The sequence below is a fragment of the Pseudalkalibacillus salsuginis genome, assembly GCF_021646685.1.
Taxonomy (GTDB): Bacteria; Bacillota; Bacilli; order Bacillales; family Fictibacillaceae; genus Pseudalkalibacillus; species Pseudalkalibacillus salsuginis.
In genome coordinates, this window is sequence record NZ_JAKJHW010000005.1 from 219,725 (window position 1) to 241,970 (window position 22,246).

The window sequence follows — 22,246 nt, forward strand, 5'->3', positions numbered from 1 at the left end:
AATCAATACCGTTTCAACAGCAAGTGGAAAAGACATATCAACATACTGATCTCAAAAGGGGGAACCAACGTGACAAAAAAATATATCTTTGTAACTGGTGGAGTAGTCTCGTCTTTAGGAAAAGGAATCACCGCAGCATCGCTCGGACGTCTTCTGAAGAACCGCGGAGTGAAAGTAACCATTCAAAAGTTCGATCCATATATCAACGTCGACCCTGGAACAATGAGTCCATATCAACATGGAGAAGTATTTGTTACAGATGATGGCGCCGAAACGGACTTGGATTTAGGACACTATGAACGTTTCATCGATATCAATTTGAACAAGTACAGCAACGTTACAACAGGAAAAATATACTCGACTGTCTTGAAAAAGGAACGTCGCGGAGATTACTTAGGTGGAACGGTCCAAGTCATTCCCCACATCACGAACGAAATCAAAGAGCGTGTATTCCGTGCTGGACGTGAAACGAACGCTGATGTGGTCATTACAGAAATCGGCGGTACGGTCGGTGACATCGAGAGTCTTCCTTATCTAGAGGCAATCCGCCAAATTAAGAGCGACATCGGTGTGGAAAATGTGATGTATATCCACTGTACACTGGTTCCTTATATAAAAGCAGCCGGAGAAATGAAGACGAAACCGACTCAACATAGCGTAAAAGAATTACGCAGTCTCGGAATCCAGCCTAACGTCATCGTCGTACGGAACGAGATGCCGCTTCCGCAGGAGATGAAGGATAAGATTGCGTTGTTCTGTGATATCAACCCTGCGTCAGTCATTGAGGCAATGGATGCAGATACATTATATGAAGTGCCACTCGCCCTTCAAGCGCAAAAACTAGACCAGATCACATGTGAACATTTGAAGCTGAACTGTAAAGAAGCAGACATGACCGACTGGAAAGAGCTTGTCAATCGTGTGACGAACTTGAAAAACAAGACAAGGATCGCAATCGTCGGCAAATATGTCGCTTTACCAGATGCATATATATCAGTAGTTGAATCCCTCCGGCATGCAGGGTATAAGTTTGACACAGACATTGACATCAAATGGGTCAATTCTGAACAAGTGACAGATGAAAATGTCAATGATGTATTAGAGGATGTTGATGGGATCCTTGTTCCTGGAGGGTTTGGAGACCGGGGAATCGAAGGTAAAATTTCAGCAATCCGCTATGCGCGTGAAAACAAGGTTCCTATGTTAGGGATCTGTCTTGGGATGCAACTTGCTTCTGTAGAATTTGCGCGAAACGTATTAGGATATGAAGATGCTCATTCAGCTGAAATCAATCCGGCATCGACACATCCGGTCATTGATCTGCTTCCAGAGCAGAAAGATGTGGAGGATCTTGGAGGTACATTACGCCTTGGCCTTTACCCGTGTAAGCTTAGAAAAGGCACAAATGCATATGCGGCTTATGATCAAGAGGTCGTTTATGAGCGACACCGACATCGTTTCGAATTTAACAATGAGTACCGCGAGGAGATGGAGAAGTCAGGGTTCTTATTTTCAGGGACAAGCCCGGATGGACGCCTTGTCGAAATCATTGAGCTGAAGGATCACCCGTGGTTCGTAGCTTCACAGTTCCACCCGGAATTCATTTCAAGACCGACAAATCCACAGCCATTATTCAAAGAATTCATCAATGCAGCAACGAATTTGAAAAAATAAAAGTAAGAGTCAAGAGCTGACCTTAGTTAAACCACTTTGGTCAGTTTTTTTTGTACGTTAAGAAGTATAACTTTTCAGCGATGTAGCTAACCGATACTTTGTTTGGTCCGAGCCTCCTCGTCGGATTTCCAGTGACCTTCGTGGCTGGTCAGGGCGATTCCGCTTTTCTAAAGGTCCTTGTTTAGCGCGACAATCTGAAGGTTTCGGAGTGTATGCCCTCTGTCCCAGCGTGTTAATTCAGGTTTACCTAGGTTTCTCAGAAAACCAAAACAGGCCACGATCATTTCGTCGCTGGTTTCCGAAATGAACGCAACCTGATTGGTCCTTGCTATCCACGATTATGTATGTGGCCCGATCTACAGCCTTAGGGGTGAAGTATCAAAACGGGTCAATTTTGTCTTTTTCATAGTTGGGGATTAGGGGTGGGGACTATGAAAAGGGAAGGGAGCAAAATTAGGCTGTAGGTAGGAGAAGGCTGTTAAGCGTGACTTTTGTCATGCTTTAACATATAATTCTCCATCTTTTTACATAAATCCTTCCAACATATTAAAAAAAATCAAAAAATTTAATCTTATTAAAATTATATCTCGTATTCTTCAAGCATTTCCTTTGTATTGAAGTACAGAGCATAATAGACATATAAAGCCGTAATGAAAACGGGGAAGCCGTAACGTCCACCATCATCTCCAGGGACCAGACCGTTCAATAATTTAGTGTCGATATGAAAATTTTCATTCAAGAGTAGTGCTGCCTCTTTTTCCACTCCAGCCACACTGACGATTGGTACGTTTTCGGTTACTGTGTGATGAACCAGCTTTTCAAATTGTTCGTCGTTTGTTTTACCAGCAAAAACAAGGATACAGTCGCCTGCTTCCATCTCCTTTCCGGCGTAAGGTGTGCATGCAGGAAGGCTTTCATGACCATTTACAATCACAGAAGCAATCCCCTCTAGTTCACCAAATCCTATTATATGAATAGTTCCATTCCCTGTGATCGTTTGTGCAAGCAGCCGGGAACAATCCTCGATCTTTTCATCTTCATGGTCTTGAATCTTCTTGAACACGCCGAACAGCTGTGTCGTGAAAATTTTCAACATTTTATTCACCTCAGGAAATTAGTCTGATTTCAGTATATCGAACTTTAGGACGAATAATAAAATCTTGATATTGATTTTGGGGTATTTTGGCGACGGAGGAGGAATTTGAAAATATTAATCGAAATATGTTTAATAGATATGAATGAGGGGCAATAACAACAACATGGAAACTAGGGTGTGATTAGGTATGAAAGGCAAAATACTTATTGTGGATGACCAGTACGGAATCCGGATCCTATTAAATGAAATTTTCAAAAAAGAAGGATATCAAACTTATCAAGCAGCAAATGGCGTTCAAGCACTTTCGATTGTAGAAAATGAAAGACCTGATCTGTTGATCCTTGATATGAAGATCCCTGGTATGGATGGATTGGAAATCTTACGTCGTGTCAAGAAAGTGGACCAAAGTGTAGGCGTTATTATTATGACAGCTTACGGGGAGCTTGATATGATTCATGAAGCTATGGATTTAGGTGCTATTACTCATTTTGCTAAACCTTTTGATATCGATGAAATTCGCGACGTTGTAAAGAAACATTTACCAATACGCTCATAGACGTTCTCACATTTCAAATGATAAGGGTTGTCCTTAAATAGGATCAGAACCTCCAGCACAGCATTCTATACATTACGCCTCTACGGGAAATGTTTATTGTTCTGCAGGTAGGAGATGGACCTTCGGGCAACCCTGTTTTGTATTATCAATTGCGGATTTTGCCTAAAATTGATATGCTATAGTTGTTTTGATCAAGCTGAAAATTATCCGGAGCGAATCCGGCTCTCTTCAGGGATATTCAAAAAGCGGAGCTGTCTGTTTTTTGTACCAATACTTATATTGAATATATGGGTGACCAATACCCACAAGGAGGAAATCGTTTATGCCTTTAGTTTCAATGAAGGAAATGCTTGAAAAAGCGAAAGCGGAAGGATATGCAGTAGGACAATACAACCTGAACAACCTGGAGTTTACGCAAGCGATTCTACAGGCTGCAGAAGAGGAAAAGTCTCCTCTGATTTGTGGGGTTTCAGAAGGTGCTGCCCGTTACATGGGTGGATTCAAGACGGTCGTCAACCTGGTTGAATCCCTAATGGAAGAATACAATGTAACCGTTCCTGTAGCGATTCATTTGGACCACGGTTCGAGCTTCGAGAAGTGTGTTGAAGCGATCCATGCAGGATTCACCTCTGTCATGATCGATGGATCTCATCATCCACTTGAAGATAACATTGCCCTTACGAAAAAAGTGGTGGAAGTTGCTCATGCGGTAGGCGTTTCTGTTGAAGCCGAACTAGGGCGTATCGGGGGACAAGAAGATGACTTGATCGTTGATGATGCAGAAGCAGCATACGCGATTCCAGCCGAATGTGACCAGCTCATCCGTGAAACTGGGGTGGATTGTTTTGCTCCAGCATTAGGATCTGTCCATGGTCCTTATAAAGGGGAGCCGAACCTTGGATTCGACCGTATGAAGGAAATCAGCGAACTGACAGGTGTACCACTTGTCCTTCACGGTGGAACAGGAATTCCGACAGCTGACGTCAAGAAGGCAATTTCTTTCGGACACGCAAAAATCAACGTGAATACCGAAAGCCAGCTCTCAGCTTCAAAAGCAGTACGGGAAGTATTAGCAGAAAAGCCAGAATTATATGATCCTCGTAAATATTTAGGACCAGCACGCGATGCAATCAAAGAGACAGTCAAAGGCAAAATGCGTGAATTCGGTTCTTCAAACAAAGCATAAATGAATTGAAGATAGGCAGATGACTAAGGGGTTGGCTCACATAACCAAATGCCAGGGCCTCCAACTCGCGGACTAGGAAATGATTTGAATCCTTCAAAAATAACATCTATACCTAATTTGATGTTAAAATGGAGGAAGCTGAATCATCACCGGCCGGTTTGGTGGAGGTCTGGCATCATGAGTCAACCTCTTAAAACATGTTTGGACATTCCCTCACTAGAAATAAAAACCCACTAATTTTAAAAAGGTTTGACGAAAGTTTTATAAATATAAGGAGTGATACATCCTATGAAATTCTTTATTGATACAGCGAATATTGACGAAATACGCGAAGCCTATGAGCTTGGGATATTAGGTGGGGTGACGACGAACCCATCTCTGGTCGCTAAAGAAGGTGTTGATTTTCACGATCGTTTGAGGGAAATCACCTCTGTCGTTGTCTCAGAATCTGTCAGTGCTGAAGTGATCGGTCTGACTTACGATAAAATGGTTGAAGAAGGGAAAGAGCTAGCAGCAATCGCTCCTAACATCACTGTTAAAGTCCCTATGACGAAAGAAGGCTTGAAAGCGGTTAAAACGTTTACTGAACTGGGAATCAAAACAAACGTGACACTGATTTTCTCAGCGAATCAGGCACTGCTTGCTGCTCGTGCAGGTGCTACGTATGTATCTCCGTTTTTAGGTAGATTGGACGATATTGGACAGGACGGATTGTCGTTGATTTCGGAAATCGCCGAAATTTTCAATGTGCATAAGATCAAGGCTGAAATCATCGCAGCTTCCATCCGTAACCCGATTCATGTTACGGAAGCTGCACTTAGAGGAGCTCACATATCCACACTCCCTCCGAAGGTATTGTCCCAATTGATGAACCATCCATTGACGGATCAAGGCATAGAGAAGTTTTTAGCAGATTGGAACGCTGGTCAGAATAAAGACTGATTTTTCAAAATTCAAACATTAATCCGTAGAGGTAAATTTTGGATAAAAATAGATTTTTTGCTGACACTAAAGGTAACAGTTTTGACTTTTTTATTTTGCAGAAGGCGAAGAAGGGAGAAAGCAATGGAGAAATTAATGATCGAGGGAGGCCATCCCTTAGAAGGTACAGTTCAGATCAGCGGTGCGAAGAATAGCGCAGTCGCGTTGATTCCTGCGGCCATTTTAGCTGATTCGACTGTAACGATCGACCATCTCCCAGGCATCTCGGACGTAGGCATCTTACGTGACTTACTAGAAGACATCGGTGGGGAAGTGCACCTGGAGAACAATACCCTGACCGTACATCCAGAAAATATGATATCCATGCCACTTCCGAATGGGAAAGTGAAAAAGCTGAGAGCATCCTATTATTTGATGGGTGCCATGCTTGGACGTTTCAAAAAAGCGGTCATCGGACTTCCGGGCGGTTGCAACTTAGGTCCTCGGCCAATTGATCAGCATATTAAAGGATTTCAAGCACTCGGCGCGAAAGTGACAAACGAACAGGGTGCGATTTATTTGCGTGCGGATGAATTAGTCGGTGCTCGTATCTACCTTGACGTCGTAAGTGTAGGAGCGACGATCAACATCATGCTGGCAGCGGTCCGGGCGAAAGGCAGAACCATCATCGAGAATGCCGCAAAAGAACCGGAAATCATCGATGTGGCGACACTTCTTTCAAGTATGGGTGCAAAAATCAAAGGTGCCGGTACAGATGTAATCAGGATCGATGGTGTTGAATCATTGCATGGCTGTCGTCATTCGATCATTCCCGACAGGATCGAAGCAGGTACTTATATTATCATGGCAGCTGCAATGGGGAATGGAGTCACGATTGACAATGTCATTCCACTTCACCTTGAGTCATTGATTGCGAAGCTACGCGAAATGGGTGTCCATATCGAACTATCAGATGACTCCGTTTTTGTCCGGCGAGGCCGCGGTCTGAACAGTGTAGATATCAAGACGCTTGTCTACCCGGGGTTTGCTACTGATCTACAGCAGCCGTTCACTGCTTTATTAACGAGTACGGAAGGAACAAGTATTGTAACTGATACGATATATAGCTCTCGTTTTAAACATATTGATGAGCTGAGACGGATGGGCGCTCATGTAAAAGTCGAAGGCCGGTCAGCGATCATCAACGGTCCAACCCTGCTAGAAGGGGCAAAAGTCAAAGCATCCGATCTGCGGGCAGGGGCATCGCTCATTGTTGCAGGACTAATGGCAAAAGGTATCACAGAAATCTCTAACCTTGAACATGTTGATCGAGGTTATGAAAACCTTGTTGTGAAGCTGAAAGGTTTAGGGGCAAAAGTATGGCGAGAGAATTTTGATATTGAAGAGTTGGATGAGGTCAACCACTCTTAAGTCTCAACGAATGATAATCGTCAGATGTACGACGCACAGACGTGCTAGTACTGCCATTGTTCAGGGCATGACGTTTTAGGCAGTGGTCGTTACTTGGTTTTTCCGATATGTAAATTGGTTTTAAATTTCACGACACTCCTGCGGGAAAAGCGAGCCAGGCGAGACCCCATAGTTTGGATGCAGAGAAGTGATGTCCAGCTCAGCGACCAGTCACTTGGATCACTTCAAACTTCCTGCGGCGGTCGACACATTGATTTATATCTTATGTGTGAGCCCACGCAGAACCGAACTTTGTTTGGTTCGAGCCTCCTCGTCAGTTTTCCAGTGACCTACGTGACTAGGCGGGCCGCTTCCGCTTTTCTACAACCCACGGAAAGGGAATGTCGTAACAATGTATAACAGTCACTTTCAAATAGCTTTTTTATAGGGGGAGAAAGGTATGGAGAGAAGTTTATCCATGGAACTTGTCCGTGTGACAGAAGCAGCTGCTCTAGCATCTGCCCGTTGGATGGGGAGAGGCCGGAAGGAAGAAGCTGATGATGCTGCCACTTCGGCAATGCGTAATGTGTTCGATACGATTCCAATGAAAGGTACAGTTGTCATTGGAGAAGGAGAAATGGACGAAGCACCTATGCTTTATATCGGTGAAAAGCTGGGTATTGGTTCCGGCCCACGTGTCGATGTTGCAGTTGACCCCCTGGAAGGAACGAATATTGTAGCGAACGGAACCTGGAATGCACTTGCGGTTCTTGCGATTGCCGACCACGGGAACCTGCTGCATGCCCCGGATATGTATATGGACAAAATCGCTGTCGGTCCAGAAGCAGTCGGTATGGTCGATATCGATGCTTCCGTGACAGATAATCTTAAGGCGGTTGCCCGTGCAAAAAATAAAGACATAGAGGATATTGTCGCAGTCATTCTGAATCGTAAACGCCATCAGAAGCTGATTCAAGAAGTCCGTGATTCCGGTGCCCGGATCAAGCTCATCCAGGATGGGGATGTTGCAGCAGCGATCAATACTGCTTTTGACGATACAGGGGTTGATATCCTGCTCGGCAGCGGTGGCGCGCCAGAAGGTGTCATTGCAGCGGTTGCCCTAAAATGCCTGGGAGGGGAGCTTCAAGGAAAGCTGCTTCCGCAGACGGATGAAGAACTAGCCCGTTGCAAAAAGATGGGGATTGAAGACATCCACCGTGTTCTCCGAATGGAAGATATCGTAAAGGGCGATGATGCCATCTTTGCTGCCACTGGAGTAACGGACGGCGAATTGCTTAAGGGTGTCCGGTTCAAAGGAACAGTTGGTACGACGCAATCTGTCGTTATGAGAGCGAAGTCTGGCACAGTCCGTTTTATTGATGGAAAACATAGCTTGAAAAAGAAGCCGAATTTAGTAATCAAACCATGACATTTTCATTTCACAATGCTGTTTGATTTGAGCAGCATTGTGATTTTCTTGATTATTACCATCATTTTTGGGTAGAATATATGTATCTATTGATTTTTGCTTCATCAACTTACTTCTTTACAAACACACTTCTGTAAAACGTTTCTTTTCCTTCCAAGCCCTAGCGTTCCAAAACATAACTTTTTTATCTTTGGTGTTGTTGAAGGTTAATGTTGATTTCCCGTATAGGCGTAACCGAGGCTCAGCCTTCATTTCGTAAATATCGACAACGATATAAAAACATCTTCAATGGTCTATTCTGAATTAATATATACATTTTAAATAACGTAAAGAGTGGTGTACTATGTCCTTAAATTTAGCACAATTAGAAAATATGAAACTCAAGGATTTGTATGAAAAAGCCAAAGAGCTGAAAATTTCATACTACAGCAAGTTAACGAAAAGGGAATTGATTTTTGCGATTCTTAAAGCGCAAGCTGAAAAAGAAGATCTCTCGTTCATGGAAGGGATATTGGAAATCATCCCGACAGAAGGCTTCGGGTTTTTACGGCCGATCAATTACTCTCCAAGTTCAGAAGATATCTATATTTCAGCGTCTCAAATCCGTCGATTCGATTTAAGAAATGGAGATAAGGTTTCAGGTAAGGTCCGTCCTCCGAAAGAGAATGAACGTTACTATGGGCTTCTGCATGTAGCCGCAGTAAATGGTGAAGATCCAGATACAGCAAAGGAACGTGTACACTTTCCTGCGCTCACGCCGTTATACCCAGAAGACAAGATGACACTTGAAACATCCGCGCAAAACGTATCAACACGGATCATGGATATGATCTCTCCAGTCGGGTTTGGACAGCGTGGATTGATCGTTGCTCCTCCTAAAGCAGGTAAAACGACACTTTTAAAAGAGATTGCTCATAGCGTTACGTCGAATCACCCTGATACCGAGCTGATCGTCCTGTTGATTGACGAACGTCCAGAGGAAGTGACAGACATTGAGCGATCAGTTCAAGGTGACGTTGTCAGCTCCACTTTCGATGAAGTGCCAGAAAACCATATCAAGGTAGCTGAACTCGTTCTTGAGCGAGCGATGCGACTTGTCGAACATAAGAAGGATGTCGTCATTTTAATGGACAGCATTACACGGTTGGCACGTGCGTATAATCTGGTCATCCCTCCAAGTGGAAGAACGCTGTCTGGTGGTATCGACCCGGCTGCATTCCATAAGCCGAAGCGTTTCTTCGGTGCAGCACGTAACATTGAAGATGGTGGAAGCTTGACGATTTTGGCGACTGCCCTTATTGAAACCGGTTCTCGTATGGACGATGTCATTTATGAGGAATTCAAAGGGACCGGTAACATGGAACTTCATCTTGACCGTAAGCTTGCAGAACGTCGAATTTTCCCTGCGATCGATATCCGCCGCTCTGGTACACGTAAGGAAGAAATGCTTATCGCAAAAGAGCATCTTGAGCATCTCTGGGCGATCCGCAAAACGATGGACGACTCCTATGACTTTGTTGACCATTTCATGAGACGCATCAAAAAGACAAAGACGAACGAAGAGTTTTTCCGAATGTTCGAGAAGGAAAGATCCGGACAAGGCAAGAAAATGACGGTTAAATAGATTGTTGAAATCTGTATGAAAAATTGATATACTACCTCATGTGTGCAAATAACTCTGTTCCCCAAGGGTTCAGGGCAGAAGGAGATGAATAGGATGAAACAAGCAATCCATCCAGGTTACAAAAAAGCGAAAGTTTCTTGCGCTTGTGGAAATGAATTTGAAACAGGTTCTGTTAAAGAAGATATTCGCGTAGAAATTTGTTCTGAATGTCATCCGTTCTACACAGGACGTCAGAAGTTTGCTGACGCAGGTGGACGTGTTGATCGCTTTAAGAAAAAATACAACCTTAAATAAGGTCTTTAAAACAGGCAGGGGATCGCCCTTCTGCCTGTTTTTTACATTAAAAATAGCCGATTCGCTGTGATGGAATATGCTAGCTTCAGCACCGCATCCCTTGATTATTTCAGCTTTTCTGCGGTGTCGAAAATCTTTTCAACGGATTCCGGCATTGAGGGTGATCATGGTTCTTGCGCTTTTCTTGTATAAAGCCGAAAATTATTTCGTCCATCACGCTTATGATTTGTTATCATTAGAAAAGAATACATAAGAGAAAGTCACAAAGCGTCATTTTCTTATAAAAGATTGAAGTGACGAAGGGAGAGACGGGCATGTACGTAATGAAAAAGGATGGTTGGGTCGAGCTGATCTGCGGCAGCATGTTTTCGGGAAAATCAGAGGAGTTGATTCGACGCGTTCGACGTGCCAAGTTCGGTAAGCAGAAAGTACAAGTCTTCAAGCCTTTGCTTGATGACCGTTATAGCAAAGACGAGGTCGTTTCCCATAACGGTACCTCTGTCATTGCAGTACCCGTGAAGAAATCCGAGGATATTTCGAATCTTGTTTCGTATGACACAGAAGTCGTATCAATAGATGAAGTGCAATTTTTTGATAATGGGATTGTCGAAGTTATCCAACACCTTGCCAACAGCGGGAAACGAGTGATCGTAGCAGGGCTTGATCAGGATTTCAGAGGAGAGCCTTTCGGTAAGGTGCCTGAAATCATGGCATTGGCTGAAAGTGTCACAAAGCTCCATGCGGTCTGCTTAGTGTGCGGAAGTCCAGCAAGTCGGACACAACGCCTGATCAATGGAGAACCAGCATCTTACAACGATCCGATCATATTAGTCGGCGCCTCGGAATCGTACGAGCCTCGGTGCAGGCACTGTCATGAAGTACCAGGACACCCCAGGCTGAAATCAAAACACCAACAACCGCAACCGACAAAAGCATAAAAAACGGAAATGAACCTGAGTGGAGATGGCAAATCTCACTCAGGTTTTTTTAAAAGGCAAAAGTATAAAACTTTATTTCGATGAAGTGTATCTAGCTCCAACGCCCAACCACTTGGATCACTTCAGCCCTCCTGTTGCGGCGACACATTGATTTAGTTCGAAGTATTTGCCCACGCAGAACCGAACTTTGTTTGGTTCGAGCCTCCTCGTCGGACTACCAGTGACCTTCGTGGTTAACCAAAGGCGTTTGCGCTTTTCTTTATGATTGGGGCCAGGTCCTTTATCCTTTTCACATATTTTTCTAAAGGAAGGGTCAACCTAAATGAAATGTTGAATAGTGAGAAGGTGCAGGTATGAGTTGGAAAAAATACTTATTCGTTTCAATGTCCGCAATACTTTCAGCAGGATTACTGTTTGGATGTGCTGCAGAAGAAGAACCTTCAGAAGAAGAACCGACAGAAGAAAACGGCGACACGGGAGAAGAAAATGGGGAAAGCTGATGTACCAGGTACACTTTCAAAGCCGTTGTGGCAGAAGGGTTTTAAATCGGTGCCAGGCACCATTTAGGAAGCCTTGGTACCGTTGGCTTCTTTTTTGGTGCCTGGCACGGATTCCCACTTTATTCATTTGGGTTTTGGTTATGATAAGGGTACGGGGGTGTATATCTTGAAGAAAGCGATCTTTCTAAGTGCGGCGGTTCTTCTAGGTGCTTGTTCACCTATGCAGCCTCCAACCACAGAGGAAATTGCCGACAATGAACCGTCAGCATATGAAACGAAAGAGAACAATAATCCTCTCGTAAGTCACGGGATCATCAATTATCACGCGACCAATAGGAGACCGAACACTAACTATTTTTTCGAAACGAACCAGAATCCGAATAGCTATCGTAACCTGACAATGAAGCGTTTCACAATCAGTGATGATCAGGATAAGATCCGAGAAGCTGTCAAGGATGCTTATGGAAGAGAACCCCAGTTCGTTTCAATCAACGGAAATAATGCCTGGGTCCATGTTAATGTTCCCCGTGATTTATCTGCAAAAGAGCGTAAAGCCCTGAAGGAAAAACTCGAGGATGCCATTTGGACGTCAGTCCCAAGGTATCAACTTACTCTCCGTTTAGATTCGAAATAGGTACGCAATAGAGGGCAAGAACTCCGGATACATTCGGAGTTTTGCCTTTTTACAAAGGAATATGAGTGATGTCCAGCTCTAACGCCCAACCACTTGGATCACTTCAGTCCTCCTGCGGCAACACATTGATTTAGTTCGCCCACGCAGAATCGACCTTTGTTTGGTTCGAGCCTCCTCGTCGGACTTCCAGTGACCTTCGTGGTTAACCAGGGCGTTTTCGTTTTTCTTTAATTACGCGAAAGTTTTAGTAGCCATCTGTTTCCTTTATTTGATAAAAAACAGCTGATCATAAGAGGTTTTCAGTAAATAAGGTCTCCTGTGTCCACCAAATTAATCGTGCTGTCTTTGAAAAGGATCTTATCTTCATTTCGCTCTTCTTGCTGCTTGTTGGATCGGGTCCCAAACTCCGTTGTATGGAGGGGCATAGCTTAGATCCAAATCTTCCAAGTCATGTAGGGACATTTTATGGAACAATGCCATCGCCAACACATCAACCCGCTTATCGACACCATGTTTTCCGATGAACTGGCCGCCGATGATCCGCTGATTTTCCGTATTGTAAAGCAGTTTGACATGTAGTTTTTCAGCGCCCGGATAATACCCGGCAATATCGTTTGCTTCGGTTTTCACCGTTTTATAAGGAAGGTTCAGAGCTTTGGCTTCCCGTTCAGAGATCCCCGTCCTGCCCAGGGTCAGCTCCATGAATTTGATGACAGAAGTGCCAAGGATCCCTGCGAAGGTTTTCGGTCTATCAATCATGTTCAAACCGGCAATCCTGCCCTGTTTATTGGCAGTCGTACCGAGTGGGATATGGTCGTTCGATTTTTTGATTCGGTGAAAATGGGTCGCGCAATCCCCTGCGGAATAGACATCCTCTACGTTCGTTTTCATATACGCATCCACAATGACAGCGCCTTGTTCACTCAACCTGACCGGTGTATGAGCTAAAAAATCCGTATTCGGTTTCACACCGACTGCAACAAGCACTAAATCAGAACGATATTCATTTTTATCCGTTACCACAGACTTTACATGTCCTTCACCATTGAAACCTTTAACCTGCTCACTGAAACAAAGTTCAACACCATGTTTTTCAGCTTCTTCATGAATATATCCAGCCATATCCTCGTCGAAGATTTTCGCCAATTGCTCATTCCGCTCGATCAAACGGACTTTTTTCCCGAGGTGGACAAAACTTTCCGCCATTTCAAGCCCGATATAGCCGCCTCCGATGATGGTGACCTGTTCTGCATCATGCTTAAGATTTTCCATGATTTCCTTGGCATCAGGAATGGTTTTGAGTGTATGGATGCCTTCCAATTCTTTTCCGTACCAATCTGGAATAATCGGCCGTACCCCCGTTGCAACAAGTAATCGATCATACGAATATGTAAAAGACCCACCCGTTTCTGTATGAAGCCCGATGACGGTTTTTTGATCAGTATCGACGCTTGTTACCTCATGGTGGGTCTTCGCATCTATTCCGTATTTTTCCCGGAAGGTTTCGACATCTCTTGCAATCAGATCCTCAGCTTCCGGTATTTCACCACTTATTACATATGGGAGTCCGCATTGGCCATAAGAGTAGATGCTCCCTTTTTCAAGTGTAATGATTTCTGGATTTGAAGCGTTACGGACGATTTGCATCGCTGCACTCATACCAGCAGCATCGCCCCCGATTATGACGTATTTCATGTCGAATGACTCCTTTTCTCAAAAATATCCTATTTGTAGTATGTCTCATATCATCTTCTTTCACTATAACACTCATGAAAGTTGATAAGCTGTCGAATCTTACATGATGAAAGGGGTTTTTGTACATGCTATACATTGATTCGAATGGACCAGAGTGGGGGGGCGGGAACCCGGAAAATTTACAGGTATTGCTTAAACGCTTGAATTCAGAACCGCTTGATCCCATCTATGAAAGTATGGGGAACTTCATCGTCCCTTATCAGCCAAGCAGGTGGACGAGTGAAAACAGACGCTTTGAAGGTTGTACCCACTTTTTTGGACACTTTGCAACTTCTCCCCACGTTTTCAGTATCATAACCGATGAACGGGTGGTTATCGAATCACTGACAGCAGCAATCCGGATGAACCAATGCCGTTCCGATTATGAACGGATCAAATACAACGCAAAAATATGACCCGATAATACATTCATTCCCTCTACATAAAAGATGAACCTTAAACAATAAAGTTCAATCCCTTCAAAACTGTTCTTTGACCTCCTATAAGACGTATACTATAATGTTAATGTTAAGCAACTATTTGACTGAGAAGCCTTGTATAGCTCGAGCACCCAACCGTTTGGTCACTTCAGCCCACCTGTGGCGGCGAAAGCTTCCCTGTCGGCTTCCTGTGGCCTCATGGTTTATCAGGACGCTTATGCTTTTCTTATTCATATAAGGTAAAAAAAGACGTTGATTTCGTTCATACGGGTTAGACCGTTCGGATTTTACCTAACCTGATGCCAAATGGGGAATGTAATACGATAATTGGGATGGTGAGCAGTATGTTGGAACGATTGCAATCAATCGAAGAACGGTATGAAAAATTGAATGAGTTGTTGAGTGATCCGGAAGTTATAAGTGATTCGAAAAAACTCCGCGAATACTCGAAAGAACAATCCGACCTTGAAGATACAGTAACAACTTACAGGGAATTTAAAGAAGTGACGGAAGAGCTTGAAGGCGCCGAGCAAATGCTGGAAGAAAAGCTCGATGCCGAAATGCGTGAGATGGTAAAAATGGAGCTTTCTGAATTGAAGGAACGCCATGAAGAACTTTCGCAACAACTAAAGATCCTCTTGCTCCCTAAAGACCCGAATGATGACAAAAACGTTATCATCGAAGTCCGTGGAGCCGCTGGGGGAGATGAAGCGGCGTTATTTGCTGCCGATTTATATCGCATGTATAGCCGTTACGCTGAAATCCAGGGATGGAAGACAGAAATCATTGATGCGAGCTATACAGAGTTAGGCGGTTACAAAGAGGTCATTTTTATGGTGAATGGTAATGGTGCATTTTCCAAGCTTAAATACGAAAATGGAGCACACCGCGTCCAACGTGTTCCGTCGACAGAATCTGGTGGACGGATCCATACTTCCACAGCGACAGTGGCTGTTTTACCAGAAGCAGAAGAAGTCGAGGTCGATATCCATGAAAAGGATATTCGTGTCGATACTTTTGCATCAAGCGGGCCAGGCGGACAGAGTGTCAATACGACCATGTCAGCGGTGCGTCTGACTCACGAACCGACTGGAATCGTCGTTTCATGCCAGGATGAAAAGTCCCAGATCAAGAACAAAGAAAAAGCGATGAAAGTATTACGCGCGCGTATTTATGATAAATTCCAACAAGAAGCGATGGATGAGTATGCGGCTAATCGTAAATCTGCAGTCGGTACAGGGGATCGTTCTGAACGGATCCGCACATACAACTTCCCGCAAAATCGTGTGACAGACCACCGGATCGGCTTGACCATCCAAAAGCTTGACCAGATTTTACAAGGGAAAGTCGACGAAATCATTGAGGCACTGATCCATGAGGAGCAAGCCAACATGATGAAGCAGGCGGGAGCATAATGAAAGAAATGAATGTCATCGAGGCCCTTAAATGGGCTTCTTGTTTTTTAAAAGAAAAGGGCAGGGAGCCGAATGCTGCGGAGTGGCTTCTGTGCCATGTACTTGAAGCCAGGCGGGGCGAGATGCTTTCTTCTTTGGAGCGTGTTTTGACAGAGGAAGAGGAGCATCAATTTTCCGATTATGTAAAAAAGCATGCGGAAGGCACACCGGTCCAATACCTTACCCAAACAGAAGATTTTTATGGAAGGCGTTTTAGTGTTAGTCCCGAGGTATTGATTCCAAGGCCTGAAACCGAAGAACTCGTTCTAGCCGTCCTTGAACGTGCCCAGAAACACTTTTCGGATCAGGACGAGCTGAACGTGGCAGATATCGGGACAGGCAGCGGAATCATCGCGATCACGTTGAAACTTGAACGTCCAGATTTATACGTAACAGGAGTTGATATTGCTGAGCAATCTTTGCAGGTAGCCCGTGAAAATGCAAGGAAGCTTCAAGCTGAGGTACGTTGGGTGCATGGAAATATCTTCCAACCACTTTTAGAATCTGGTGAGCGTTTTGACATCATCGTTTCGAATCCTCCCTATATTCCGGAAGCTGATATCGAGACTCTTTCCCCTATCGTTAGAGATAATGAACCGATCCGAGCACTTGTCGGAGGGGAAGATGGGTATGAATTCTATAAAAAAATGATTGACTCTCTCCCGGAAGTCTTGGAGGACCGTGCACTCATCGCTTTTGAGGTTGGATATGACCAGGGGAAAACAGTAGCATCCCTCTTGAAAGGAAAGCTTGGTGATTGCGTTCAAACCGAAGTCCTTACTGACATCAACGGGAAAGAACGGATCGTCATCGGAGTCGTAAAATAGAAGACGGCTTTTAATTTTTTTCCGAAGATGGAATGTCTAGCTCCACTGCCCAACTTTTGGATCACTTCAGTCCTCCTGCGGCGGTCGACACATTGATTTAGTTCGAAGTATTTGCCCGCGCAGAACCGAACTTTGTTTGTTTTGAGCCTCCTCGTCGGACTTCCAGTGACCTTCGTGGCTGACCAGGGCGTTTACGCTTTTCTTATTGTCTAGCTCCAACGCCCAACCACTTGGATCACTTCAGTCCTCCTGCGGCGGCAACAGCCTCCTCGTCGAACTTCCAGTGCCCTTCGTGGCTGACCAGGGCGTTTGCGCTTTTCTTACGGCATGATTATAAAAAATTCCGCTCGATTAGCATGACTATGGTTTGGAATACGCTCCAAACCAGAGTAGGAGAGTCCAGACTAAAAATTAAATAGATTACTAGTATAAATCATCCGATTGTCGTCCACACTGTTTATCAGAAAGGGTGTGGGTAAGAGATGAAACGAAAATCGATGGTCATCATACTATTATCTTTAATCCTATTGGTTGTATTCTATGAAACTCAGATCAAGGTAGCAAATGCTTCTTTCAATAATGTATCCGAGCAAATGATCCCTGATGAGTCGATTCGGCTGCGGATTCTTGCAAACAGTGACTCCCAAGCAGACCAAGAGTTGAAGAGATCGATCCGTGACAAGGTGAACGAAGAAATCACGAAGTGGGTGTTCGGTATTGAATCGATTGATGAAGCAAGAAAGATCATCAAACGTGAACTCCCATCAATCAACAAAATTGTTCAGCAATCACTTTCAAATAAAGGTTTAAGTGAAACATTTTCCGTAACGTTCGGAAAGGTTCCGTTCCCGACAAAGTTATATGGGGATCTAGTCTATCCAGCCGGAGAATACGAAGCCGTTTTGATTTCAATCGGTGAAGCAACGGGTGCAAACTGGTGGTGTGTCTTATTCCCGCCGTTATGTTTCCTGGATTTTGACAACGGCGATGCAGTCCAAACGGATGAAGAGCCTCAAGAAGTACCGGATGCAGCTCCTGCAACTGCTGAAAAAGAACCCGAAGTGAAGTTTTTCGTGCTTGAAATCGCAGAAAATCTATTTGCCGCAGTAGGGAATCTATTCACTTAGAATAATAGATTCCCTCTTTCCTTTTTACCAAAAGGTCCTGATCATTTTATCCTTCCAAGATTTCTTTATGGTGAATCTATATAAAATGGGATATTCTCTTCTCTCCGTTCATAGAATAGAGTAGAATTGCTAGAAAGGAGAGGATGAGATGTTATCGTTTCGTCCAGCTGAAACGAATGATACCCCATCTATAAAAAAGTTTGTTGCACAGGCGGGACTTTCTAATGAGGGAATTGAAGAATGTATCCAGATGTTCATCATCCTTGAAACAGATAAAAAGAAAATGGCAGGGACTGTTGGATTGGAACGATTCGGGGAAAGCGGACTGATCCGTTCGCTCGTTTTGGACAAAGAATATTCATCAGAAGAATTGCTGCTTCGTCTATTGACAGCAATTATCCGATTAGCTGACCAACAAGGGATCAAAACGGTATATTTACTCACAAAAGTAACCTCCATTTTCTACACGCTGGGGTTTATGGAAATCCCGTATGATAAAATACCAGAAAGCTTATTGAAAAGCGCACATCTGCAGCAATATGATAAAGATCAAATTGCAATCATGAAACGGAGCCTCGATTTCAATTAAAGACAGATACTTTCGATCAGTATAACGGTAACTAAGTTATTAGTAAGTTTGACCGTTTTTCTTCACACACAATAGTTATCCACAGTGTTATCCACAGAATCCGAACTCTTGTGGATAGATCGTGGAAACCCATATATAATCTACAGTTCAAAGGAGTACTTACCCACATGGAACAGTTGATAACTACAAAATGGAATGTGGAAAATGTGGATAACATTAAAGAACATCCATCAATCAAAGAAGCAGCAATGTGGATAAGAGAAGGAGAGGTCATCGCCTTCCCGACTGAAACCGTATATGGGCTCGCAGCCAATGCATGGTCCAATGAGGCTATTGAAAAAATATTTAAAGCCAAAGGCCGCCCGAGTGACAATCCCCTGATTGTACACATAGCGAACAAACGCCAGTTGGAGCAAGCTGCATCCTCATGGAACGAAACGGAAGAGCGTTTGATGGACCGGTTCTGGCCAGGACCGCTCACGATCGTTTTACCGAAAAATGACCTGATTGCTGAACGTACAACTGCGGGCTTAGAAAGTGTCGGCGTAAGGATGCCTGATCATCCAGTAGCACTCGGATTGATCGAAGCATGTGGTCTGCCTTTGGCGGCTCCAAGCGCAAACCGATCCGGAAAGCCGAGTCCAACCATAGGCGAGCATGTGTATCAGGATCTGAACGGCAGGATTAAAGGGATCATTGATGGAGGTCCCACAGGTGTCGGTCTGGAATCAACGGTCGTAGAAGTGACAGGGGAAACTGTGACCATCCTTCGGCCAGGTGGTATTACGAAAGCCCAGCTGGAAGCGGTCGTAAGTGATGTAAAATGGGATCCAGCCTTGCTGGAAACCGAACAAATACCAAAATCTCCGGGTATGAAGTACACGCATTACGCACCCGAAGCCCCATTGTACTTGATTAAAGGAGATAGCGCATTTTTCCAATCCCAAATTGAAGGATATCAACGAGAAGGAAAAAAGGTTGGAGTCCTTGTCAGCGATGAATTAGCAAGACAGCTGCGAGCGGATGAAGTGAAAAGCCTAGGCTCAGCAATACAGATTCAAGGGGTCGCTCAAAAGTTATATCATCAGCTACGGGCATTCGATGAAACATCGGTGGATGTAATATTAGGAGAAATCTATCCGATTGAGGGGATGGGAGAAGCCCTCATGAATCGCCTTCTTAAAGCCGCAGGCAATCGTGTGATTTCAGAGGATAAAAAACGGGACTGACCTGATATAGGCCAACCCCGTTTTTTTTTTGAAAAGAAATTTATGTGCGGATTTAAGTATGAATCAACTCCATCGCCTAACCATCTGGATCACTTCAGTCCTCCTGCGGCGGTCGACACAATGATTTAGTTTTAACCCACGCAGAACCGAACTTTGTTTGGTTCGAGCCTCCTCGCCGGACTTCCAGTGCCCTTCGTAGTTATCAGGGCGATTCCGCTTTTAAGCTGAGCGGTAGTGTGATCGTCACTTTTGTCCCTTTATCCAATTCACTCTCAATCGAAATGGAACCGTGGTGGTTCTCGATGATTTTATTGCAAATCATCATGCCAAGCCCTGTGCCTTTTTCCTTTGTCGTATAAAACGGCTCTCCGACGTTTGATAGTTTCTCTTCTGGTATTCCACACCCTTCATCAATAAATGAAATCGTGACTGAGTCCTTATAGCTGATTGTTCTGATCACAAGAAGGCCACCGCTGGATTCCATCGATTCGATCGCATTTTTCATCAGGTTGATGAAGACTTGTTTCATCTGGTCTGCTTCACAGTTCACAATCAAGACTGAATCGAAATCCAAAAGGAGTTGGATATTGTAGAGGTTTGCCTGAGCCTCCAATAGTGATGTCGCCTCTTTTAAAATCTTTGAAATATCATTCGGTTTAACATTGCGAGGCTGTGGTTTGGCAAGCATCATAAATTCCCCGACAATCGTATTGATCCGTTCGAGCTCGGACAGCATGATGTCATAGTACTCAAGATTTTCATCAGCAGCATTGGCTTTAAGTAAATGAGTGAACCCTTTTAACGAGGTAAGCGGGTTCCTGATTTCGTGTGCGATTCCTGCAGCAAGCTCTCCGAGTACTGCCAACTTTTCTGATTTCCGTAAAAAATCCTCTGTCTGTTTCCTTTCAGTGATATCGCGTGAGATCGTAACAAACGATTCGACTTCATTCTTTTGATTGAGGACGACTGTACCGTAACATTCTAAAACAACCCAATTTCCATCCGCATTTTTTACACGGAATTCTATTTTGGATGAATCCTTTGTCTGCTTCATGTTGACAATCGATTGTATGACAGCCCCCAGATCTTCAGGATGAATGACTTTCGTCCACTCCATATCCTTGAACCCCCCCGCATTATAACCAAGAATCATTTTATGAGAAGGGGAGGAATACAGGATTTGACCATTCGGACGGAAAACATTGATGAGATCCATCGTATGTTCCGTGATGATCCGGTAATGTTCATTTTGTTTTCTTAAAGCTTCCTGAGCGATTTTTTGCTTGTTGATATCCCTTGTGATGGCAGAATATCCGATAATATTGCCCTCTTCATCCTCTAACGGAGAAAGTGTCACGCTTGCATAGAAATTAGACCCATCCTTTGTAATCCTTGTTGTTTCGATAGAAGTGAATTTATTGCCTTTTTTGACTTCTTTTAAAATTTGGCCGTACTCGTCCTTGTATTCCTCAGGTATATACGGAACTTTTTTACCGATCAGTTCCCCGGCTTTCCACCCATAAAAGCTTTCAAAAGTCGGGTTTGCGTTGACCAATTGGTCGTCCATATCAAAAATTGCAATCGAATCGGCGGAATGATGGATCATAGAGGCCAAACGATCTTTCAATAGATGGAGCTCTTTTTCGCTTTTCTTCTGCTGAGTGATGTCATGAATAATTCCGTAGATACTATGGACTTCATCGTCAACGATGATTGGGATATTGGTGACCTGGACTTTCACAGGGTGACCATCCTTATGAAAAACGGTTGTTTCGAAGTCGAGGATTTTACCGTCCCTTGTTTGATCGAAAAAGTCTTTAACTTTTTCTCTTTCTTCTGGAGCGGACAACTGGATAAAACAGGAGCTGATCAGCTCATTTTCCGTATAGCCGCAAATAGAAAGCACAGCTGGATTGACAAAAAGAAATTTACCTTCCTTATTCAAAGTAAAAATGCCATCAGGATGATATTTGAAGAGAGTACGAAAGTAATATTCCCTTTCCTTCAATTGGTTTTCCGTTTCCTTTTTCTTGCTAATGTCGACACAAAAACCTTGAAGTTGTTTAACTTTTCCTTCTTCGCCGTAAATGGGCGTCACGGCGCCTAAAAATGGAATGCCATTCCATTGCTCCTCGTATGTAATGGTCTTCCCTTCCCACGCGCTGACAGATGAAAGGATCTTTTTAAGTGTATGGTTCGTAGGCAGGCATTCTTCAAGATCTTTTCCTTCTATATCAGATTGCTGACAACCGAACTTTCTCAACAAATTTCCCTGGCAATTGACAAACCTGTATGTAGATTTTGATTTTTCGACGGTGAACGTCATGCTATCCTGTATGTGATCCTCGGTTTCCAATTCCTCCGCTCTCCTTAAGATATAATCCTCACTATTACCGTTGTTTTGTTGATAAATAGAGGTATTTGGATATAAAGGGTACATGATGATCCTCCGCTCATTATTTACTAGGAGAGTGATTACAACAATCTCCATTATCCAGCAAATCAAAACAAATTTTGTGAAAATAGGTGTACCTCGTAATAAATTCATTATAAATAACAAATTTCCTCCGTCAAAACTCGATTT

General features: G+C 43.8%; 20 protein-coding genes. 17 read left to right on the plus strand and 3 right to left on the minus strand.

Annotation, left to right across the window (positions count from 1 at the left end):
- Positions 1-69: 69 nt before the first annotated feature.
- Positions 70-1,674 (plus strand): CTP synthase, encoded by a 1,605-nt coding sequence (pyrG, locus tag L1611_RS14350; RefSeq protein WP_236314254.1) that lies wholly within the window; start codon positions 70-72, stop codon positions 1,672-1,674.
- Positions 1,675-2,254: 580 nt separating this feature from the next.
- Here pyrG and L1611_RS14355 read toward each other — a convergent pair.
- Positions 2,255-2,770, minus strand: coding sequence for a DUF2529 family protein (locus L1611_RS14355; protein ID WP_236314256.1), 516 nt, complete (start codon positions 2,768-2,770; stop codon positions 2,255-2,257).
- Positions 2,771-2,957: 187 nt separating this feature from the next.
- Here L1611_RS14355 and L1611_RS14360 point away from each other — a divergent pair, with 187 nt between their 5' ends.
- From L1611_RS14360 to L1611_RS14405, 10 genes are all read left to right on the plus strand, one after another.
- On the plus strand, positions 2,958-3,326 hold the full coding sequence (locus L1611_RS14360) for a response regulator (protein ID WP_236314259.1): 369 nt from the start codon (positions 2,958-2,960) through the stop codon (positions 3,324-3,326).
- 322 nt (positions 3,327-3,648) lie between these two features.
- Positions 3,649-4,512 (plus strand): class II fructose-1,6-bisphosphate aldolase, encoded by an 864-nt coding sequence (gene fba, locus L1611_RS14365; RefSeq protein ID WP_236314261.1) that lies wholly within the window; start codon positions 3,649-3,651, stop codon positions 4,510-4,512.
- A gap of 288 nt (positions 4,513-4,800) precedes the next feature.
- Entirely contained in the window at positions 4,801-5,454 is a 654-nt protein-coding gene (fsa, locus tag L1611_RS14370) for a fructose-6-phosphate aldolase (RefSeq protein WP_236314262.1), read from the plus strand.
- A gap of 123 nt (positions 5,455-5,577) precedes the next feature.
- On the plus strand, positions 5,578-6,864 hold the full coding sequence (murA, locus tag L1611_RS14375; RefSeq protein WP_236314264.1) for a UDP-N-acetylglucosamine 1-carboxyvinyltransferase: 1,287 nt from the start codon (positions 5,578-5,580) through the stop codon (positions 6,862-6,864).
- Positions 6,865-7,303: 439 nt separating this feature from the next.
- Positions 7,304-8,272, plus strand: coding sequence for a class II fructose-bisphosphatase (gene glpX / locus L1611_RS14380; RefSeq protein ID WP_236314265.1), 969 nt, complete (start codon positions 7,304-7,306; stop codon positions 8,270-8,272).
- Positions 8,273-8,615: 343 nt separating this feature from the next.
- Positions 8,616-9,896: a transcription termination factor Rho gene (gene rho, locus L1611_RS14385; RefSeq protein WP_236314267.1), complete on the plus strand. Its 1,281-nt coding sequence runs from the start codon at positions 8,616-8,618 to the stop codon at positions 9,894-9,896.
- 93 nt (positions 9,897-9,989) lie between these two features.
- A complete protein-coding gene (rpmE, locus tag L1611_RS14390; protein ID WP_225064860.1) occupies positions 9,990-10,190 on the plus strand; it encodes a 50S ribosomal protein L31 in 201 nt (66 codons plus the stop codon).
- Positions 10,191-10,504: 314 nt separating this feature from the next.
- Positions 10,505-11,128, plus strand: coding sequence for a thymidine kinase (locus L1611_RS14395; RefSeq protein ID WP_236314269.1), 624 nt, complete (start codon positions 10,505-10,507; stop codon positions 11,126-11,128).
- Positions 11,129-11,481: 353 nt separating this feature from the next.
- Positions 11,482-11,628, plus strand: a complete 147-nt coding sequence (locus L1611_RS14400; protein ID WP_236314271.1) for a hypothetical protein — start codon at positions 11,482-11,484, stop codon at positions 11,626-11,628.
- A gap of 166 nt (positions 11,629-11,794) precedes the next feature.
- A complete protein-coding gene (locus tag L1611_RS14405) occupies positions 11,795-12,262 on the plus strand; it encodes a hypothetical protein (protein WP_236314272.1) in 468 nt (155 codons plus the stop codon).
- Positions 12,263-12,625: 363 nt separating this feature from the next.
- On the opposite strand, the gene L1611_RS14410 is transcribed toward L1611_RS14405, so the two are convergent.
- The gene (locus L1611_RS14410; RefSeq protein ID WP_236314274.1) at positions 12,626-13,957 is read right to left on the minus strand and encodes a CoA-disulfide reductase; all 1,332 of its coding nucleotides are present in this window, start codon (positions 13,955-13,957) and stop codon (positions 12,626-12,628) included.
- 125 nt (positions 13,958-14,082) lie between these two features.
- Between L1611_RS14410 and L1611_RS14415 the strand changes: the two genes are divergently transcribed.
- From L1611_RS14415 to L1611_RS14440, 6 genes are all read left to right on the plus strand, one after another.
- A complete protein-coding gene (locus L1611_RS14415; protein WP_236314276.1) occupies positions 14,083-14,412 on the plus strand; it encodes a hypothetical protein in 330 nt (109 codons plus the stop codon).
- A 368-nt stretch (positions 14,413-14,780) separates the two neighbouring features.
- A complete protein-coding gene (prfA, locus tag L1611_RS14420) occupies positions 14,781-15,851 on the plus strand; it encodes a peptide chain release factor 1 (RefSeq protein ID WP_236314277.1) in 1,071 nt (356 codons plus the stop codon).
- A gap of 8 nt (positions 15,852-15,859) precedes the next feature.
- Positions 15,860-16,717 (plus strand): peptide chain release factor N(5)-glutamine methyltransferase, encoded by an 858-nt coding sequence (prmC, locus tag L1611_RS14425; protein ID WP_236314385.1) that lies wholly within the window; start codon positions 15,860-15,862, stop codon positions 16,715-16,717.
- 482 nt (positions 16,718-17,199) lie between these two features.
- The gene (gene spoIIR / locus L1611_RS14430) at positions 17,200-17,844 is read left to right on the plus strand and encodes a stage II sporulation protein R (RefSeq protein WP_236314279.1); all 645 of its coding nucleotides are present in this window, start codon (positions 17,200-17,202) and stop codon (positions 17,842-17,844) included.
- 148 nt (positions 17,845-17,992) lie between these two features.
- Positions 17,993-18,433: a GNAT family N-acetyltransferase gene (locus tag L1611_RS14435; RefSeq protein ID WP_236314281.1), complete on the plus strand. Its 441-nt coding sequence runs from the start codon at positions 17,993-17,995 to the stop codon at positions 18,431-18,433.
- Positions 18,434-18,609: 176 nt separating this feature from the next.
- Positions 18,610-19,662 (plus strand): L-threonylcarbamoyladenylate synthase, encoded by a 1,053-nt coding sequence (locus tag L1611_RS14440; RefSeq protein WP_236314387.1) that lies wholly within the window; start codon positions 18,610-18,612, stop codon positions 19,660-19,662.
- 202 nt (positions 19,663-19,864) lie between these two features.
- On the opposite strand, the gene L1611_RS14445 is transcribed toward L1611_RS14440, so the two are convergent.
- A complete protein-coding gene (locus tag L1611_RS14445; protein WP_236314283.1) occupies positions 19,865-22,102 on the minus strand; it encodes a PAS domain-containing sensor histidine kinase in 2,238 nt (745 codons plus the stop codon).
- Between the last annotated feature and the right edge of the window lie 144 nt (positions 22,103-22,246).

Excerpts from the sequence above, each read along its gene's own strand:
- murA (WP_236314264.1), top strand. The coding sequence starts at position 5,578 with ATGGAGAAATTAATGATCGAGGGAGGCCATCCCTTAGAAGGTACAGTT.
- L1611_RS14445 (WP_236314283.1), bottom strand. The coding sequence starts at position 22,102 with ATGTACCCTTTATATCCAAATACCTCTATTTATCAACAAAACAACGGT.
- spoIIR (WP_236314279.1), top strand. The coding sequence starts at position 17,200 with ATGAAACGAAAATCGATGGTCATCATACTATTATCTTTAATCCTATTG.
- L1611_RS14415 (WP_236314276.1), top strand. The coding sequence starts at position 14,083 with ATGCTATACATTGATTCGAATGGACCAGAGTGGGGGGGCGGGAACCCG.
- prfA (WP_236314277.1), top strand. The coding sequence starts at position 14,781 with ATGTTGGAACGATTGCAATCAATCGAAGAACGGTATGAAAAATTGAAT.
- fba (WP_236314261.1), top strand. The coding sequence starts at position 3,649 with ATGCCTTTAGTTTCAATGAAGGAAATGCTTGAAAAAGCGAAAGCGGAA.
- L1611_RS14355 (WP_236314256.1), bottom strand. The coding sequence starts at position 2,770 with ATGTTGAAAATTTTCACGACACAGCTGTTCGGCGTGTTCAAGAAGATT.
- glpX (WP_236314265.1), top strand. The coding sequence starts at position 7,304 with ATGGAGAGAAGTTTATCCATGGAACTTGTCCGTGTGACAGAAGCAGCT.
- fsa (WP_236314262.1), top strand. The coding sequence starts at position 4,801 with ATGAAATTCTTTATTGATACAGCGAATATTGACGAAATACGCGAAGCC.
- prmC (WP_236314385.1), top strand. The coding sequence starts at position 15,860 with ATGAATGTCATCGAGGCCCTTAAATGGGCTTCTTGTTTTTTAAAAGAA.
- L1611_RS14400 (WP_236314271.1), top strand. The coding sequence starts at position 11,482 with ATGAGTTGGAAAAAATACTTATTCGTTTCAATGTCCGCAATACTTTCA.
- rpmE (WP_225064860.1), top strand. The coding sequence starts at position 9,990 with ATGAAACAAGCAATCCATCCAGGTTACAAAAAAGCGAAAGTTTCTTGC.
- L1611_RS14435 (WP_236314281.1), top strand. The coding sequence starts at position 17,993 with ATGTTATCGTTTCGTCCAGCTGAAACGAATGATACCCCATCTATAAAA.
- L1611_RS14410 (WP_236314274.1), bottom strand. The coding sequence starts at position 13,957 with ATGAAATACGTCATAATCGGGGGCGATGCTGCTGGTATGAGTGCAGCG.
- rho (WP_236314267.1), top strand. The coding sequence starts at position 8,616 with ATGTCCTTAAATTTAGCACAATTAGAAAATATGAAACTCAAGGATTTG.
- L1611_RS14395 (WP_236314269.1), top strand. The coding sequence starts at position 10,505 with ATGTACGTAATGAAAAAGGATGGTTGGGTCGAGCTGATCTGCGGCAGC.
- L1611_RS14360 (WP_236314259.1), top strand. The coding sequence starts at position 2,958 with ATGAAAGGCAAAATACTTATTGTGGATGACCAGTACGGAATCCGGATC.